This window comes from Deltaproteobacteria bacterium, from assembly GCA_019912665.1.
GTDB lineage: Bacteria > Desulfobacterota > GWC2-55-46 > GWC2-55-46 > GWC2-55-46 > UBA5799.
In genome coordinates, this window is record JAIOIE010000021.1 from 329,542 (window position 1) to 346,071 (window position 16,530).

The following is a 16,530-nucleotide window of genomic DNA, read 5'->3' on the forward strand; positions in this document are numbered from 1 at the left end:
GCCGAAGACAGGTACTCAGATAATATCTTCTTAGGCATTTTGGAGTCAAGAGAATTCAAGCCGAATAAGATTTGATTTCAACGCACCCGGATAATATAATCCGGGGAGAAAATCACGAGAAACCGGCCTCGCCTTTGAAACCTGTCCGGGCAAGAGTACGCGTGCCGAATCCCCCTAAAAAAAGAGCGCCCTTTTCAGGGAACATCCCGCTATTGGTCCTTGCGGCTGCCGCGCTTTTATTGCTCATAAGGAAGACCGACGCGCTCACATATCCCCAGTTCTGGGCCGAGGACGCTACCGTATTCTTTATCGAACAGTATAACCAGGGCCCTTCCGCTCTCTTTAACCCTTATGCAGGCTATCTGCATCTCGTCCCGAGGCTAGTGGCCCTCTTCTCCGATGCCTTATTCCCCTACTACGCCGCGCCTTACGTCTATAACTACCTGAGCCTCGCGCTTACGCTCCTTGTGGTCCTGAGCGTCTTCTCCGGGAGGCTGGATATTGGGAACAAACCCCTTCTCGCCCTCGCCATAGTGCTAGTGCCCCATTACAACGGAGAGGTCTTCCTTAACATCACCAATGTCCAATGGGTACTTGCGCTCCTCCTCGTAATAACGCTCCTTAAGGAGGAGCCCCGCCCTGAATACGGCAATGTAAAAGCTCAGGCCGCGCTCGACTTTTCAGCCGTCATATTCTGCGGCCTCACCGGGCCCTTCATCGTCTTTCTACTGCCGTTTTTCGCCTTGAGGTTCCATAAAAAGAGGAGTCGTTATAATGCGGGGATACTGCTTGCGGCCCTTGCGGCGGCAGCAGTGCAGATTTTTTTCATGGCGACCGGGCAGGTTACAGAGGAAGAGCGGACCCCCGACAACCTCTTTATCCTGGCCTCGGTCATCGGGCGCAAGTTCTTCGGGAACCTTTTCCTGGGGAACTCGCTCCCTTACGGCCTGAACCCCTTCATGCTTACAGGGGCGTTCGCGCTCATTCTCTTGTTTATAGCGTATCTCGCCTTTTGGTCCGAAACAAAGAGACGGTTCCAGATAACGGTTTTCCTGGGCTTCATGTCAGCCGTCCTTCTCGCCACCATTATAAAATTCAAATCAAACCCGCTTACGCTCGTGCCGCCGGATAACGGGGTAAGGTACTCCTATCTCGTTTATGTCATGGTCGCATGGTCTCTGATAGCCCTCATGGGCCAGAAGGTGGCATGGAAGGGATACATCATAAAGGCGCTCCTCGTCGCAGGCCTTGCATCGTCGCTCGTCTCTGGCTTCCGTTCCGAGCCGTTCGAAGACCATTACTGGGCAGGCTGGAGCCGCCTCATAGGAGAGGAGACCCGTATTCAGATACCCATCAACCCGGACAGGCACATAGAGGTAATTAGAAAGAGATGATTTATCGTGAATCCGTCTATTTAAGAATTTATATTTGGATTTAGGCACCTCAAAAATTAGAACTGTTTCCCGAGGTCGAGGCAGGGTGGAAGTAAAAAGCGCAGCATATATGACAATATGTGAGCATTTTTACTTCCGCCCTAACGAATAGATCGGGGAAAAGGGCAATTTTGAGGTCCTAAATCAGGAACCTGCCGTTCTTCTGTATGGCCTTTCCATCGAGATATATGGCCCCGCCTTTCCTTAAGTCCTTTATCATGTCCCAGTGTATGGCGGAGATGTTCTTGCCCCCCGCCTCCTCATAGGACCTGCCGACAGCCAGGTGCACGGTGCCGCCTATCTTCTCGTCAAAGAGGATGTCCTTCGTGAACTTCTGGATTCCGTAGTTAACGCCCACTCCCAGCTCTCCTAGGAAGCGCGCGCCCTTGTCAGTGTCGAGCATGGCTATCAGGAAGTCCTCGTTCTTGTCCGCGCTCGCCTCAACGACTTTTCCGGCCTTGAATTTAAGCCTTATGCCCGTAACCTCGCGGCCCTGGTATATTGCGGGCATCTCGTAATAGATGTAGCCCTCTGCCGAGTCCTCCTCGGGCGAGAGGAAGACCTCTCCGTCGGGCATGTTTCTCTCGCCGTAGCAGGGGATGGATTTTCTCCCGGCTATACCCATCTTCAAGTCCGTGTCCTTGCCGACTATCCTCACCTCTTTGGCCCTGTCGAGAGCGGCCTTTAGCTTCATCTCCTTCTGCTTGACCTTGTTCCAGTCGATGTTGGTAGCGCCGTAGACGAAGTCCTCGTACTCCTCGAGGCTCATGTCCGCCTCCTGCGCGAGCCCGTTCGTGGGGAAGTTGCAGAGGATCCACCTCTTGCGGTTCACGATCTCCTCGCTTATGGGCCGTAATACCTTGCTCCTCTCGCCCACGACCCTGGCGTCAACGTTAGAGAGCGCCTTTTTGTTGGCCGACGCCCTGATATTCACGAAGCAGTCGATATTCTTGGCCTCGAAGAGCTTGGTCTTGGGAAAGAAGGCGACCTGCTCTTTTGTAGCCGTATCGAAGAATATGTTGGAAGTCTCCTCGAAACCTATGCTCGTCGTGGGGTGGCCTCCGGCCTTCAATACCTCCCTGAAGACCTCGAGCACAAGGGGCTTGGCGAGCTCGGTCGAAGAGCTAATAAGGACGGTATCGTTCTTCTTGACCCCGAGAGAGTGGTTAACGAGTATGGACGCAAGTTTTGTAACGCGCGGGTCTGCCATCTTATATGACCTCCGGTATGGTATTCAGGATATGAAGAAGCTTCAGGCGCTCTGGTCAGTATACCAAAAAAACAGGCCAACGCGACCGGGATTCTTCAGGGGGCTCCGGTTGTCTTTGCCCCCTGCCTGGTATTCCGCTCCCTTAAAAGCCCTGTTATCTTTTCGATCACCTTGAACTTGTTCGCGCCCCAGACCGGGGAGCTAAGGAGTTCACTTGGCACATCTCCGCAAAGCCTGTGTATGACCACATCCTGGGGAAGCCTTTCAAGACACCTTACAACCGCGTCCGCGTACTCATCAAGAGATAGCGTCACTATCTCTCCCCTCCTCCACTCTTTTTCCATGTGAGAGCCCTTTACGATCTGGAGCTGGTGGAATTTCACGCCCCAGACCGGGAGCCCGGCAAGGAAATCGATAGTCTTGAGGTAGTCGGCTTCCCTTTCGCCCGGAAGCCCTATTATCACATGAGCGCACACCTTTATGCCCCGCGCTGCCGCCCGGATAACGGCGCCCCTGAAATCTTCGGCCGTGTGCCCCCGGTTTATCCTCGAAAGCGTCCTATCATTCGCCGATTGAAGGCCCAGCTCCAACCAAAGGGGCCTCTCCTCATTCAACTCAGAAAGGAGCCCGAATGTTGCGTCATCAAGGCAGTCCGGCCTTGTGCCCACGGCTATGGCCGCGACCTCCGGGATAAGGGCTTCCCTGAAATATCCGCGCAATACACCAACAGGCGCGTTCGTGTTCGTGCCCTGTTGGAAGTAGGCGATGAACCTTTCCGCCTTGTACCGTTTCCCTACATACTCGATCCCGGAGATGAGCTGCTCCCTTACGCCCATGCCCGCTTCAAATGTCTTGGGGACGAGCGTGGACTCGACGCAAAATGAGCAGCCGCCGCGCGCCCCGCCGCGCCGGTTCGGGCAGGGTAGTCCTATATCGATGCTCACCTTGAATACCTTGCAGCCGAAGACGGATTTAAGATGGGATGAAAGGGGGTTGTATAGTTCAGACATGGCGCTCCGGCTCAGTGCATCCCCTCTCTTTTCCTCACAAGGTCCGCAGCCCAGGACGAGACCTTCTCGTCGCCCTTGAAGATGAAGCCCCTCGTCCGGTAATGGTAGTCCGTTACCTTCTGAAGGCACTCTATGCCGGAGAACCGGCCGTCCTCAGAGGATATGGTAGAGACGATCGTGTCGTCCACGATGACGAAGAGGCCCGTTAGCCGCCCGAGCGCCGGGTTCATGGACGTCCAGCCCGTATGGTCCCTTTCCTCGAAGGGCCGTATCTCGTAGTTATTCTCAATCTCCATCCCGGCCTTGCCCGGCTCCTTTAACCTCATAACGCCCCGGCTCTTCCAGAGTCCCTTCCCGTGGGTTATCCGGGCCGTGCCTTCCATTGCGACCGGAGCGCCGTGCGTGTCGAAATACTCGCCTGTCGCCACCCAGAAGCCCTCTTCAAGGAGGAAGGTGTGCTTTATTTTCAAGACGCCCCTCCGCGTCCGGCCTTGTCCTCTCCTTTATCTTCTCCCCTATCTACTCCATCGACAACGCCCTTGGGGAGGCCGGGCCTGACGACCACGCTTTTGAATTCCCTTACCATGACCATGCCGGGCTTCGCTCCCCTGGGCTTTTTTACGTTCCGGGCTTCGGTGTAGATGACATCCACCTTGGACGCGTTCTTCCCCTTGCTGTAGAAGGCAGCGATGGAGGCCGCCTCCTCGATGGTCTTCTTCGTGATCTCCCCGGACCTGCCGCCGGCCTTTATGAGCGCGTGGGAGCCGGGCATGTTCCTGGCATGGAACCATATATCCTCGTTCGATGCGTATTCGGATACAATGAGGTCATTTCCAGGCCCGCTCTTGCCGCAGAGTATCTCGAAGCCGTCCGAAGATTTGAATCTTCGTATGGGCTCGGCCCTGACGGCCTCCTTTAACTTCTCCTTTTCCATTCTCTTGAGATAACCCCCTTTTCGGAGCTCTTCCTCTATTTCTAAAAGGTCCTCGTATGTTTCCGCTTCCTCTGATTGATAGAGGAGGGAGCCGATGTACTCAAGCTCCCCCTCGACGATGGGGACCCGCTCTTCAAGAAGCTTCAGCGCCTTCTTCGCCTTTCTTGCCCGCTTAAAATACCTCTCAACGTTCTCGGCAGGGCCGAGCTTTTCATCAAGCCTTACGAGCACCGGCTCGGGCGGGTCTTTCGTATAGTCAATGACCTCGGCCTCCTTCATGCCCCTCTTAAGGAGGTGGAAGTTGGCCGTAAGGAGCTCGCCCGTCTTATAGTATTCGATTTCAGTAAGGGCCCTTGCCCTGTCTCCCTCAAGGTTCTGAAGCTTCCTCTTGAGCTTCTTCCCGGCCTCGGTGATCACCTTTTTAAGTTCCCCCCTCCGGGCCGAGAACCCCTCTTCACTGAGGAGAGCGGAGTAGAACCTGTCTGCCGCCTCGTTCCAGCTCTCTCCCTCAAGCCTCGGGACCGCCTCTTCCCTAAACGCTTTTTCCAGGGGAGGCAGGGGCGAAAGCTTGAAGCCGGGCATAACGGCCCTGACCGATGTCTCAGGCTCGAAATACCTCAATGCGTCGAGCACGATACCTTCATTATCAACGAGGATGATATTGGCGGACTTGCCGGTCAGCTCGCAGACGAGCCTGAATGCCTCCCTGTCATCCCCTTTTCTGACGCTTAAGCCTATGTAGGCTATCCTTTCGAGGTCCGACTGGGAAATTCCTTCTATACGGGCGTTGGTTATCCTGCTACGGAGGAAGGCGCAGAAACGTAGCGGCGACGGGGGGTTCTTGAATTCCAGTCCGGTCAGGTGCATCCTTCCGAGCCTGTGGTGGGCGGATATGACGAGCTTCTCCTCCCTCCCCCTTACGAATATCCTTAACAGGATATTCCGGTCGTCCGGCTGGTGGACTTTGGAAACCACCCCGCCGCTCAGCCGTTCATTCAGTTCGGATACGACATTTTTTAACAGGAGCGGCCCCATAAGTTGAAGATTATATCATCTTATTTGCGCTGACCGGAAGGGATTGATTACCTTCGGCTCGTTGTCACACTGAATGCAGCTCGAATTGGCGCGGCCTGCGCAAAGCAAAAGGCCTTTTGCGCGCTGCCGCGCTCTTTTGGGCATAAGGCTCCGCTCGCTTTCAGCCTCCATCCTCCTCGCTCGGCCCCTTGGGGCCGAGCTCCTGCTTCCTCGCCTCGCTCGCCCTTCCCCCAGCATCATGCTCGCAACGCCTTATGCCCCGTGTTGTTTTTTAAAGACAAAAGTGCTTTGTTTCTTTTTGTCTTTAACAAACCCCCGATGGTGAGGCGAGCGCAGCATAAAGGGAGGAAGAGCGTGAACGGGCCGAGGCTGTAGGAGCGCAGCGACTTCAGGGGCCCGTTCACGGGGGTGGGGGGGCTGGCAAGCGAGCCTTACCCTCAAAAAACGCGCGGAAGCGCGGAAAAGGACCTTCTATTATCAGAAGAAGGAGCCCCGAACCCAAATAGAAAGAGCCTGTTTCGGAGCGAATTCAGCACTGGATACTGTATACAAAAACCAGCTTGACAATAGAGTTCCGGTTATTATATTATCGTCAACAAATCACAATGGCGTGGCAGGCCCGTAGAGGCCCCGGAGACCGGGCAAGGCCCTCTTCCCACCGCCTCTCAACTCTTCAAATAATTTAGAGAACCGGGACCGGAGGTAACCGCAATGGACGATAATAAAGGCAAAAAGGCGCTCTCCGGCCCGGACAATAGGGCAATGGCCCGGTCATCCAGGCGCGGATTCCTTTCAAAGGCCGTTGTCGCCGGCGTCGCTGTCGCTGCCACAGCCGGGCTTGCCAAAAAGACCGGGGACCTTATCTTCAAGGAAGACCACCAGAAGGCATATCTCGACGACGTGCTTCCGGGCGACAGCGTGCTCGCCTCAAGGCAGTATGTCGTCATGACCAAAGAGGAAAAGAAAGACCTCCTCAAGCGTCTTTTTGAGTTCCATCAGAACCCGGTCGCCTGAGGCGGCCCGTTAAGGAAATGATATCCCCGGCGTAATTGCCGGCTGCTTCGAACCGGATGGAGGACTGAAGTGTCTGAACCCAGGGACAAGGACGACAAGAAACAGGACGCGCCGCTTAAGCCGGACGAAACGTCACGCCGCGAATTTTTAGGCGGCGCCGGGCTCACCGTCACGGCCGCGGCCCTCTCGGGCGCAGGGGCGCTCCTTTCCGGTTCGGACGAGGCCGAGGCCAAGGCCACCTGGGGCGAGTGGTTCCAGAAGAACTACCGTCTCATGACCGAGGACGAGAAGAGGGAGGCCGTACTCCGGCTCGAAAAGAGATATACCGAGGAGTTCGGGAAAAAGACCACCGTCGACAGCACACCTGCCCAGGAAGGGGTCCTCTTCGGCTACGCCCTCAACATCCAGAAGTGCATAGGCTGCAGGCGGTGCGTCTATGCCTGCGTGAAGGAAAACAACCAGTCCCGCGACAACCCCGAGGTCCAGTGGATACGGGTCTTGAAGATGGAGAAGGGGAATTTTCTTGCCGAGAACATGGACAAGGGTTACCCGGACCCCGCCGGCATACAGGTGGGCGGGAATGCCTACCAGAACTCGGGCGTGGTGCTCGAAGGCGAGCACTATTACGAGCCCGCCGAGGTCCCTGAAAAGGGGCACTTCTACTTCCCAATGCAGTGCATGCAGTGCGAAAAGCCGCCCTGCGTCAAAGTCTGCCCGGTCCGCACCACGTACAGGGACCCTGACGGCATAGTGGTAATAGACTACAACTGGTGCATCGGGTGCAGGATGTGCATCGCAGCCTGCCCGTACTGGGCCCGGAGGTTCAACTGGGGCGAGCCCAACCTCCCGGCCGAGGAGATGAACCCTGTTACGCATTATCTCGGGAACCGTCCGAGGATGAAGGGTGTCGCCGAAAAGTGCACGTTCTGCCTTCAGAGGACCAGGCAGGGCCGCTACACGGCCTGCGTGGAGGTCTGCCCGGTCGGGGCCAGAAAGTTCGGGAACCTCCTCGACCCCGAAAGCGAAGTAAGGAAGATATTGGAGAAAAAGAGGGTGTTCCGGCTCAAGGCCGAGCTCAACACCTATCCGAAATTCTTCTATTTCATCGATTAACCGGCTGTAAAGACGGCGGCGCGCCTTTTGGGCGGCCCGTTTTTCCACCATGCGAAGGGGAATAGCATGAAGCCTCTTATCCGTTTTGCCCTGGACTCGTTCGTGTACGTGGCCAGAGGGAGCGCCGTCTTCTACGGCTGGCTCATCTTTCTGGGCTTTCTCTCGTTCCTCATGTGCCTTGGCGCGTACGAGCAGTTCACCAAGGGCATGATCGTAACGAATTACAATGACGTGGTGAGCTGGGGGCTCTACGAGGCCCAGTTCATCTTCCTGGTCGGCGTGGCCGCGGCTGCCGTAACGGTCGTATTCCCCTCTTATGTCTACCATCACAAAAAAATGAAGGAGATCGTCGTCCTTGGCGAAGTGCTGGCCATATCCGCGGTCTCCATGGTCATGATATTCATAATGTTCCACATGGGTCGGCCCGACAGGCTCTGGCACCTCATCCCGGTAATAGGCATATTCAACTGGCCGCACTCCATGCTCACCTGGGACGTCATAGTCCTTAACGGCTATCTGGGCCTTAACGCCGTATGCGCCTTCTATTACCTCTACATGAAATACACGGGCCGGGAGGTCAATAAGCTCTTCTACATGCCGCTCGTCTACATCTCGATAGTCTGGGCGCTCTCCATACACACGGTCACGGCGTTCCTCTTGAACACCATGCCCTCCAGGCCCATGTGGTTCCATTCGATGATGCCGATAAAGTTCATCGCCACGGCCTTTGCCGCGGGCCCGTCGATGATAATCGTCTCGTTCCTGGTCATTAACAAGTTCACGAAGCTCAAGATCGCCGACGAAGCCATTGAGACCCTCGCACAGATAGTAACGTGGTGCCTGGGCATAACCATATTCCTCGGCATATCAGAGGTGGTGACCGAGCTCTATCCGTCGACCGAGCACTCGTTCTCGCTCCAGTACCTCATATTCGGCAAGCACGGCCTCACGGGCCTGGTCATCTGGTACTGGAGCGCGGTCGTATTGCTCCTTGCCGCGTTCTTCATGCTCCTTACGCCTTCGCTCAGGAAAAACCACAAGCTCTGGCTGCCGCTCGCCTGCGCCTTCACATTCGCCGGCGTATGGATAGACAAGGGCATGGGGCTAGTCGTCCCGGCGTTCATCCCCTCGCCCATCGGCGAGCTATCCGAGTACACGCCCTCGGCGATCGAGATAGTGAATACGCTCGGCGGCTGGGCCGCAGGCCTCCTCATATTCACGGTTCTCGCAAAAGGCGCCATAGGGGTGCTCCTCGGAGAGGTAAAGTACAGGGCGGCGTCGGACCTTGCGAGCGAGTTTTCAAGCGAGTGGCAGCCCGTCGTCCATTCGCGCGAGGAGATATGCAAATGAGGAAGACCGCGCTCGCACTAGTGGCCTCGTTTACGGCGGTCCTTTTTCTGGCCCCGCCTCTCCACTCGGAGGACACTTACATCCATAATCTCAAGAACAAGCAGGAGCCCACGGACTGCTTCGAAAGCAGGGACGGGTACTCGAACGTGACCCGGACAGAGGTCAGCCCGGGGCTACCGAACGTAAAGTGCTCGAACAAGACCGGCGGGGTGCTCTGGTGGGGCGACCCCTTTGACGGCACCGAGCCCATGGGCGATATGCCGATAGAGGCCGACTACAGCCATGAGGAGGCTGTCGTAAAGCCGAGGACCGGGCAGCTTAAATATTTCATGCCCTGCACCGCCTGCCACAATGGGCAGATGGTGCCGTATCCGAGGGACAAGAACCCCAGGCCCCTTGCCATGCACCAGGATATCGTGCCCGACTCCATGAACCTGCAGCACGGCAGGGGCGCGATATGGTGCCTCGACTGCCATAACCCGAGGAACAGGGATACTTTCATCGACCACAAGGGCGGGGAGATAAGCCTTAACCAGCCCCAGAGACTCTGCGGCAAGTGCCACGGAGAGGTATACTCCGACTGGCGGGACGGCATCCACGGGAAAAGGATAGGGAGCTGGGAAAAGGGCGGCAAAAAGAGATGGTGGGTTTGCACCGAGTGCCACAACCCGCACACGGTCCAGGAGAAGAGGTTCGACCCCATAGTGCCTGAGCCCAGGCCCCAGTACCCGAGGACACGCACCAACGCGGACCATGAGAAGGGGCACGGCCAAGGGGAGAATAGCGCTGGTCACTGAAAATAGACCTGCAAAAGAGGGCGGGAGAAATCCCGTCCTCTTTTTTTTGCGTTCGACAGGTAGTTATCTCTGAAGCAGCTGCTTGCCGCCTGCAGCCGTCATTGCCGCTTCATCTTGACAACACGTTACTCTTCTGTTAATTTCCACTGCAATAAAGGGGAGTAGCTGAATCGGCGGCGGCCGTCAACACGGCTTAAGTGGCCCGGTGCCACCGGTTAGTTTCCAACTAACAAGCGAGACCTTTATCGCGGCATTTTCATGCGCCGCGGTAAAGGTCTTTTTTTATTTCAGCCCCGTAAACGTACTACGCGTAGAAGACCTGACTCGATTCGGCAGGAGAGTCCGGACGCAATCGAGGTCTGAATAAAAATAGGAGGATTTTAAGTGGTTTACCTTCCCTGGATACTTTTTACGCTCTTCATAATCGCCATGCTCGCAATCGACCTCGGGGTCTTTAACCGCAAGGACCACGAGTGAAGGTAGGGGAGGCCCTTGCCTGGAGCGGGGTATGGATAGGCCTGGCGCTCGCCTTCAATGTCGGCGTGTACTTCTGGAGAGGGCCGGAGACCGCGATACAGTTCTTTACCGGGTACGTCATCGAGAAGTCCCTGAGCGTCGATAATATCTTCGTCTTTCTCCAGGTCTTTGCTTATTTCAGCGTGCCTGCCGTCTATCAGCACAAGATACTCTTCTGGGGCGTGCTCGGCGCAATAGCCATGAGGGCCGTCTTCATAGCGGCCGGGATCGCGCTTATAACGAAGTTCCACTGGATCATATACCTCTTCGGGGCGTTCCTGGTCTTTACCGGGGTCAAGATGGCTATCTCCAAAAAAGAGGAACTCCACCCGGAAAAGAACCCGCTTATAAGGCTTCTGCGGCGTTTCATCCCCATATCGGGCGATTACGAAGGAGGGAAGTTCCTGGTGCGGAGAAACGGCATCATAATGGCCACTCCATTGATGGTCGTCCTCCTGGTAATCGAGACAACCGACGTCATCTTCGCGGTCGATTCAATACCGGCCATACTCGCCATAACGAGAGACCCGTTCATAGTCTTCAGCTCAAACCTTTTCGCCATAATGGGGCTTAGGTCCCTCTTTTTCGTCCTGGCCGGGGCAGTCAAGCGCTTTTACTATATCCATTACGGCCTCGCCGCCATACTCGCCTTCGTGGGTGTCAAAATGCTGGCCTCCGACTTCTATAAGCTCTCCTCGGCCACGGCCCTTGCGGCGGTTGCTGCAATCCTCTCAATCTCGATGATAGCTTCCGTGCTCTGGCCGCCACGGGAAGAGGCGACAGCGACCGGGGAGGAACGATAGGCCGCCTTCCATTCACGGCCTCGCTTGCATGTCGATCCCTGCGCTCAGGGAAGGGGCCCTCCGGCCCCTTCCCACTCCTTTTCTGCTATACTCCGAATAGTTAAAACGGATCTCGAAATGGCAAAAGACATGAAGGGCATCGTAAGCCGGCGGAAATTCCTGACCGGCGCGGCGGCGTTCCTCGGCGCGCTCGGCGCGGCTTTTGCCGCGGTCCCTTTCATAAGGGCCATGAGCCCCACCAAGGACATACTCGCGGCCGGGGTCCAGGAGGTGGACATCTCTAACCTCCGCGAAGGGGAACTCCGGACCGTTATCTGGAGGAAGCAGCCGGTCTTCATCCTCCGGCGCACCCCGGCCATGATAGAGGAGGCGTCCCTCATAAACCCGGCAACGCTCGCAGACCCGGCAGCGCCCGAAGAACGGGTCGTGGACCCGGGCCTCTTCGTCTCAATAGGCATATGCACGCACCTCGGCTGCATACCGCAGTTCAGGGAAACGGTGCCTGAGACAGGTGTTGCTGGCTTTTACTGCCCCTGCCACGGCGGGAAATACGACAACCTCGGGAGAAGGCTCGGCGGCCCGCCGCCGGAAAACCTTCGCCTTCTTCCCTACCGGGTCGAGGGGCAGACGCTCATACTCGGCACCGAGCGCTTCGGCGGCTACGGCGAGAACGTAAGGAAGATACAGGACCTGCCAACGATTTAATAGCTTGCTGAGAAACTCAAAAACATGTACAGGCTGCTCAAAAAGTCCAAGATGCGAGGAGTCGAAAAATGAGGAATGAGGCGTACTTTTTTGTACGCCGGAATGTCTAATTTTGAAGACGACAAAGCAGATTGGGCTTTTTCAGCAGCCGTTAAGGAGCCAAATGGCCCGGTACCTCGATTGGATAGATAAGCGCCTTCCCCTCTCCGAATTTATCGAGAAGCACATAACTGGCTATCCCACCCCGAAAAATATCAATTACTTCTGGAACTTCGGCTCGGTCCTCGGAGTCTTCTTCGTAATCCAGGTCATAACCGGGGTCTGGCTCGCCATGTACTATAAGCCTGACGAGTCTCTGGCCTTCGACAGCGTCCAGCACATAATGCGGGACGTACACTACGGGTGGTTGATACGCTACCTCCACGCGGTCGGCGCAACCGGCATCTTCTTCGCCCTTTACGTGCACATGGGGCGGGGCCTCTACTACGGCTCCTACAAGGGCCCCCGTGAGCTACTCTGGTGGATAGGGCTCCTCATTTTCCTGGGCTTCATGGCAGAGGCCTTCATGGGCTATCTCCTCCCCTGGGGGCAGATGTCCTTCTGGGGCGCTACCGTCATAACCAACCTGTTTACGGCGATACCGTTCATCGGACAGGGGCTTACAGTATGGCTCCGGGGCGACTTTGCAGTCGGCGACGCGACCCTTACGAGGTTCTACTCCTTTCACACGACCCTTTTCCCTTTCGCCATACTCGGGGGCCTCATAATCCTCCACCTCTCGGCCCTCCACAGGGTGGGATCGGGGAACCCCGAGGGAATCGAGTACGACAAGAACGGGCCTGAGATGGTCCCCTTCTCGCCCTATTTCATTACAAAGGACGCCTGGTTCCTGAGCCTGGTCCTCACCATCTTTCTCTACTTCGTCTTCTTTTGGCCCGATGCCTTCATGGAACCCGTAAATAACGAGCCCGCAAACCCATTGAAGACCCCGCTCCACATCGTGCCCGAATGGTATTTCCTCCCCTTCTACGCGATTTTGAGGTCCATTCCGGATAAGCTAGGGGGTGCTATCGCCATGGGCGCATCCATATTCATCCTGGCGCTCCTCCCCTTTCTCGACCGCTCGAAGACGCGTAGCGCGAAGTACAGACCCGTAAAGAAGGTGCTCACATGGATTTTTTTCCTGAATTTCATACTTCTCGGCTACATAGGCCTCTACCCGCCGGACTTCATATCACCGGTCGGTGTGAGGATGGCCGTCCTCGGCATGATTGCGACGATAATTTATTTCCTGTTTTTCGCGCTCCTGCCTGTCCTGCCGTATTTCGAAAGGACCAGGGAGCCCCGGAAGGAGAAGAGGCGTGGCTAGGGTCCTGCTCCAAATCCTTCTTTTGTTCGTAATACTCTACCCCTTTCAGGCCCTTGCGGAGTTCCAAAGGGAGCGGGTGGCATTCGACATGGGCCCGGAGGCCTATTCAAGAGGCATGGGGCTCTACATGCAGCATTGCGCCGCCTGCCACGGGCTTAAGTACTTCCGGGGCCCGGACGCGCAGGAGGGCATACCCCCGGGACTGGACCCCGAATCCGCACAGACTGCCTTTGGCGTGGTGCCGCCTGACCTGACCCTTATGGCCTCGGCCAGGGGAAAGGGGCTTAAGGGCGCGGAGTACATATATGACCTGCTTACAACCTACTACATCGCCGACGGGGAGATAAGGAACCGCGCCTTTGCCGAGGAAACCCAGACCGAGGGCGCCATAGCAATGCCCCCGCCCATCCCAATGGACGACCCCGGGCTTCCGGAAAAGGCGAGGGACATCGCCGCATTCCTCTATCTCGTCTCGGAACCCTCCCTTGAAGACAGGAGTAGCCTGGGCCCCTGGGTGCTCGGGTTCATGGCCCTCATTACGGCGGTCCTCTACGTCCTTAACCGCTATACCTGGAAGGAGCAGAAAAGGAAGCTCCGTGGCTGAGAGGGCCGGTGTAGTCCAGGCTTCTTTATCCGCCCCGTATCCACTTAGCCTCTAAGCATTTTCTCCACCATGGCCTATTTTCGATTTTTTTCCTAATTTCGAGCACTTCCCTTGACAAAAATGCCCCGCGTACCTATATTTACCATAAGCGTGGCCGGGCCCGCGTGCCTGGCCTCTGAACCGCCCATTTTCAAAGAGAATTTATAAAATGTCTGGAGCATTAACGCCATATTTGTATCATAAGGCTCTTTAGGTCCAAGGCGAAAGGAAAATCCAGGCAACCTCTAAGAATCAGAGATTTTTCCCACAGTCAAGGAAAGACGGGGAAAAAACTCCAATTTTTAGAAGTTGCCTTCAAAAAGCCAGGAGGAACGTAAAAGATGGGAAAGATCATCGGCATAGACCTCGGCACCACCAACTCTGTCGTTGCGGTCATGGAGGCCGGGGAGCCGAAAGTCATAGTGAACGAGGAGGGGAGCCGCATAACCCCCTCTGTCGTGGCCTTCACCAAGGACAAGGAGATCCTCGTCGGCCAGGTGGCCAAAAGGCAGGCCGTAACGAACCCGGAGAACACCATCTTCTCCATTAAGAGGTTCATGGGGAGGAAGTTCGAAGAGGTCAACGAAGAGATGAAGATGGTGCCCTACAAGACCGAAAAGGACGACCAGGGCAGGGCCGTGGTCGTCTCGGGGAACATGGGGAAGACCTTCACCCCGCCCGAGATATCGGCCATGATACTCCAGAAGCTCAAGAGGTCGGCCGAGGCCTATCTCGGCGAGCCCGTGACCGAGGCCGTAATAACCGTCCCGGCCTACTTTAACGACGCGCAGAGGCAGGCGACCAAGGATGCGGGCAAGATAGCCGGCCTCGACGTAAAGAGGATAATAAACGAGCCCACGGCTTCGTCCCTGGCCTACGGCCTCGATAAGAAAAAGGAAGAGAAGATAGCGGTCTACGACTTCGGCGGCGGCACCTTCGACATCTCCATACTCGAGGTCGGCGAAGGGGTCTTCGAGGTGAAGTCCACGAACGGCGATACGCACCTCGGCGGAGACAACTTCGACCAGAAGATTATCGACTGGCTCATATCCGAGTTCAAGAAGGACCAGGGCATCGACCTCTCGAAGGACAGGATGGCCCTCCAGAGGCTCAAGGAGGCGGCCGAGAAGGCCAAGATAGAGCTCTCCTCGACCATGGAGACCGAGATAAACCTCCCCTTCATAACCGCTGACGCCACGGGCCCCAAGCACCTCGTAATGAGGCTTTCGAGGGCCAAGCTCGAACAGCTCTGCGACGACCTCGTTCAGAGGAGCAAAAAGCCCTGCGAGCAAGCCTTGAGGGACGCGGGCCTTAACCCCTCTGACATAGACGAGGTGGTCCTTGTCGGCGGCATGACGAGAATGCCCGCGATTACGAAGCTAGTTAAGGAGTTCTTCGGCAAGGAGCCGCATAAGGGCGTTAACCCGGACGAGGTCGTGGCCATAGGCGCGGCCATACAGGGCGCGGTACTCGCTGGAGAGGTGAAGGATGTGGTGCTCCTTGATGTTACGCCCCTTTCGCTCGGCGTAGAGACCCTGGGCGGGGTCATGACCACGCTCATAACCAGGAACACGACCATCCCGGCGAGGAAGAAGGAGACCTTCACGACCGCGACCGACAACCAGACCCAGGTGGAGATCCACGTCCTGCAGGGCGAGAGGCCCATGGCCCGCGACAACAGGACGCTCGGCAGGTTCAACCTCCTGGGCATACCGCCTGCGCCGAGGGGAGTCCCCCAGGTCGAGGTGGCCTTTGACATAGACGCGAACGGAATACTCCACGTCTCGGCAAAGGACATGGCCAGCGGCAAGGAGCAGAAAATAACCATCACGGCTTCGAGCGGCCTTGAAAAGGACGAGGTCGAGAAGATGGTCAAAGAGGCCGAGTCGCATGCCGAAGAGGACAAGAAGCGGAAAGAGGCCATAGAAACTAGAAACCAGCTCGATTCGCTCATCTACTCTACCGGGAAGATAGTGGACGAGAACCGCGCAAAGCTCCCGGAAGAGGACGCGAAGGCCGCGGAAGAGGCACTTGCCGAAGGGAAAAAGGCGCTCGAGTCCAATGAGCTCGAAGTCCTCAAGGAAGCCGTAGGCAAGGTCACGGCAGCCTCGCACAAGATAGCCGAGACCCTCTACAAGACCGCGGCACAGCAGCCCGGCGAAGAAGGCGAGAAGAAGAAAGAGGGCGAGGTGGTCGAGGCTGAGGTGGTTGACGACCAGCAGAAGTAAAACGACCGCCCGACCCCACCGACCTTGTTATGAGCAAACCCGGGGGCCGCAAGCGCCCCCGGGTTTTTTTTCTGGCCGCCTGAACTGCGGATTGCAGGGGTTGAATAAAGATAGCGTCTGGGCAACCTCAAAATAGAATGGATTGAGGAAGCCCGGCAATAAAAAGTGCAGCATATATGGCAATAAGCGAGCATTTCTATCACCATACTGCGCGGAATTCAGGGAAGGCCTTTTTTTAAAAGTTGTCTTAAGGCAAATCTCTAAAAAATAGAGATTTTTCACGCAATCAAGGAAGGGCGGGAATAAAAAGCGGAGCATATATGACAATATGTGAGCATTTTTATTCCCGCCCTGACACAGAGTCCGGGAA

Annotated in this window: 13 protein-coding genes and 1 pseudogene; 10 read left to right on the forward strand and 4 right to left on the reverse strand. The window is 56.3% G+C overall.

What is annotated here, in order from left to right:
• Positions 1-161 precede the first annotated feature (161 nt).
• The gene (locus tag K8I01_10965; protein ID MBZ0220936.1) at positions 162-1,394 is read left to right on the forward strand and encodes a hypothetical protein; all 1,233 of its coding nucleotides are present in this window, start codon (positions 162-164) and stop codon (positions 1,392-1,394) included.
• Positions 1,395-1,572: 178 nt separating this feature from the next.
• On the opposite strand, the gene K8I01_10970 is transcribed toward K8I01_10965, so the two are convergent.
• The 4 genes from K8I01_10970 to K8I01_10985 form a co-directional block, all read right to left on the reverse strand.
• Positions 1,573-2,643, reverse strand: coding sequence for an aminopeptidase (locus K8I01_10970; GenBank protein ID MBZ0220937.1), 1,071 nt, complete (start codon positions 2,641-2,643; stop codon positions 1,573-1,575).
• A 95-nt stretch (positions 2,644-2,738) separates the two neighbouring features.
• Positions 2,739-3,653, reverse strand: a complete 915-nt coding sequence (locus tag K8I01_10975) for a TIGR01212 family radical SAM protein (protein ID MBZ0220938.1) — start codon at positions 3,651-3,653, stop codon at positions 2,739-2,741.
• A gap of 11 nt (positions 3,654-3,664) precedes the next feature.
• Positions 3,665-4,123: a hypothetical protein gene (locus K8I01_10980; protein ID MBZ0220939.1), complete on the reverse strand. Its 459-nt coding sequence runs from the start codon at positions 4,121-4,123 to the stop codon at positions 3,665-3,667.
• On the reverse strand, positions 4,120-5,622 hold the full coding sequence (locus tag K8I01_10985; protein MBZ0220940.1) for an NFACT family protein: 1,503 nt from the start codon (positions 5,620-5,622) through the stop codon (positions 4,120-4,122). The genes K8I01_10980 and K8I01_10985 overlap by 4 nt, the downstream gene beginning before the upstream one ends.
• A gap of 711 nt (positions 5,623-6,333) precedes the next feature.
• Here K8I01_10985 and K8I01_10990 point away from each other — a divergent pair.
• The 9 genes and pseudogenes from K8I01_10990 (at position 6,334) to dnaK (ending at position 16,160) form a co-directional block, all read left to right on the forward strand.
• Complete coding sequence (locus K8I01_10990) at positions 6,334-6,636, forward strand: hypothetical protein (GenBank protein ID MBZ0220941.1); 303 nt, start codon at positions 6,334-6,336, stop codon at positions 6,634-6,636.
• A gap of 273 nt (positions 6,637-6,909) precedes the next feature.
• Complete coding sequence (locus tag K8I01_10995; protein MBZ0220942.1) at positions 6,910-7,749, forward strand: 4Fe-4S dicluster domain-containing protein; 840 nt, start codon at positions 6,910-6,912, stop codon at positions 7,747-7,749.
• 66 nt (positions 7,750-7,815) lie between these two features.
• Complete coding sequence (gene nrfD, locus K8I01_11000; GenBank protein ID MBZ0220943.1) at positions 7,816-9,099, forward strand: polysulfide reductase NrfD; 1,284 nt, start codon at positions 7,816-7,818, stop codon at positions 9,097-9,099.
• Positions 9,096-9,896, forward strand: coding sequence for a hypothetical protein (locus K8I01_11005; GenBank protein ID MBZ0220944.1), 801 nt, complete (start codon positions 9,096-9,098; stop codon positions 9,894-9,896). The genes nrfD and K8I01_11005 overlap by 4 nt, the downstream gene beginning before the upstream one ends.
• A 429-nt stretch (positions 9,897-10,325) precedes the next feature.
• Positions 10,326-11,215 (forward strand): annotated as a pseudogene (locus K8I01_11010) (TerC family protein).
• Positions 11,216-11,344: 129 nt separating this feature from the next.
• A complete protein-coding gene (gene petA, locus K8I01_11015; GenBank protein ID MBZ0220945.1) occupies positions 11,345-11,920 on the forward strand; it encodes a ubiquinol-cytochrome c reductase iron-sulfur subunit in 576 nt (191 codons plus the stop codon).
• Positions 11,921-12,083: 163 nt separating this feature from the next.
• Complete coding sequence (locus tag K8I01_11020; protein MBZ0220946.1) at positions 12,084-13,289, forward strand: cytochrome b/b6; 1,206 nt, start codon at positions 12,084-12,086, stop codon at positions 13,287-13,289.
• Positions 13,282-13,893 carry a cytochrome c1 gene (locus K8I01_11025; protein MBZ0220947.1) on the forward strand — a complete coding sequence of 204 codons (612 nt, stop codon included), beginning with the start codon at positions 13,282-13,284 and terminating at the stop codon, positions 13,891-13,893. Before K8I01_11020 ends, K8I01_11025 begins: the two co-directional genes overlap by 8 nt.
• 380 nt (positions 13,894-14,273) lie before the next feature.
• Entirely contained in the window at positions 14,274-16,160 is a 1,887-nt protein-coding gene (gene dnaK, locus K8I01_11030) for a molecular chaperone DnaK (protein MBZ0220948.1), read from the forward strand.
• Positions 16,161-16,530 lie beyond the last annotated feature (370 nt).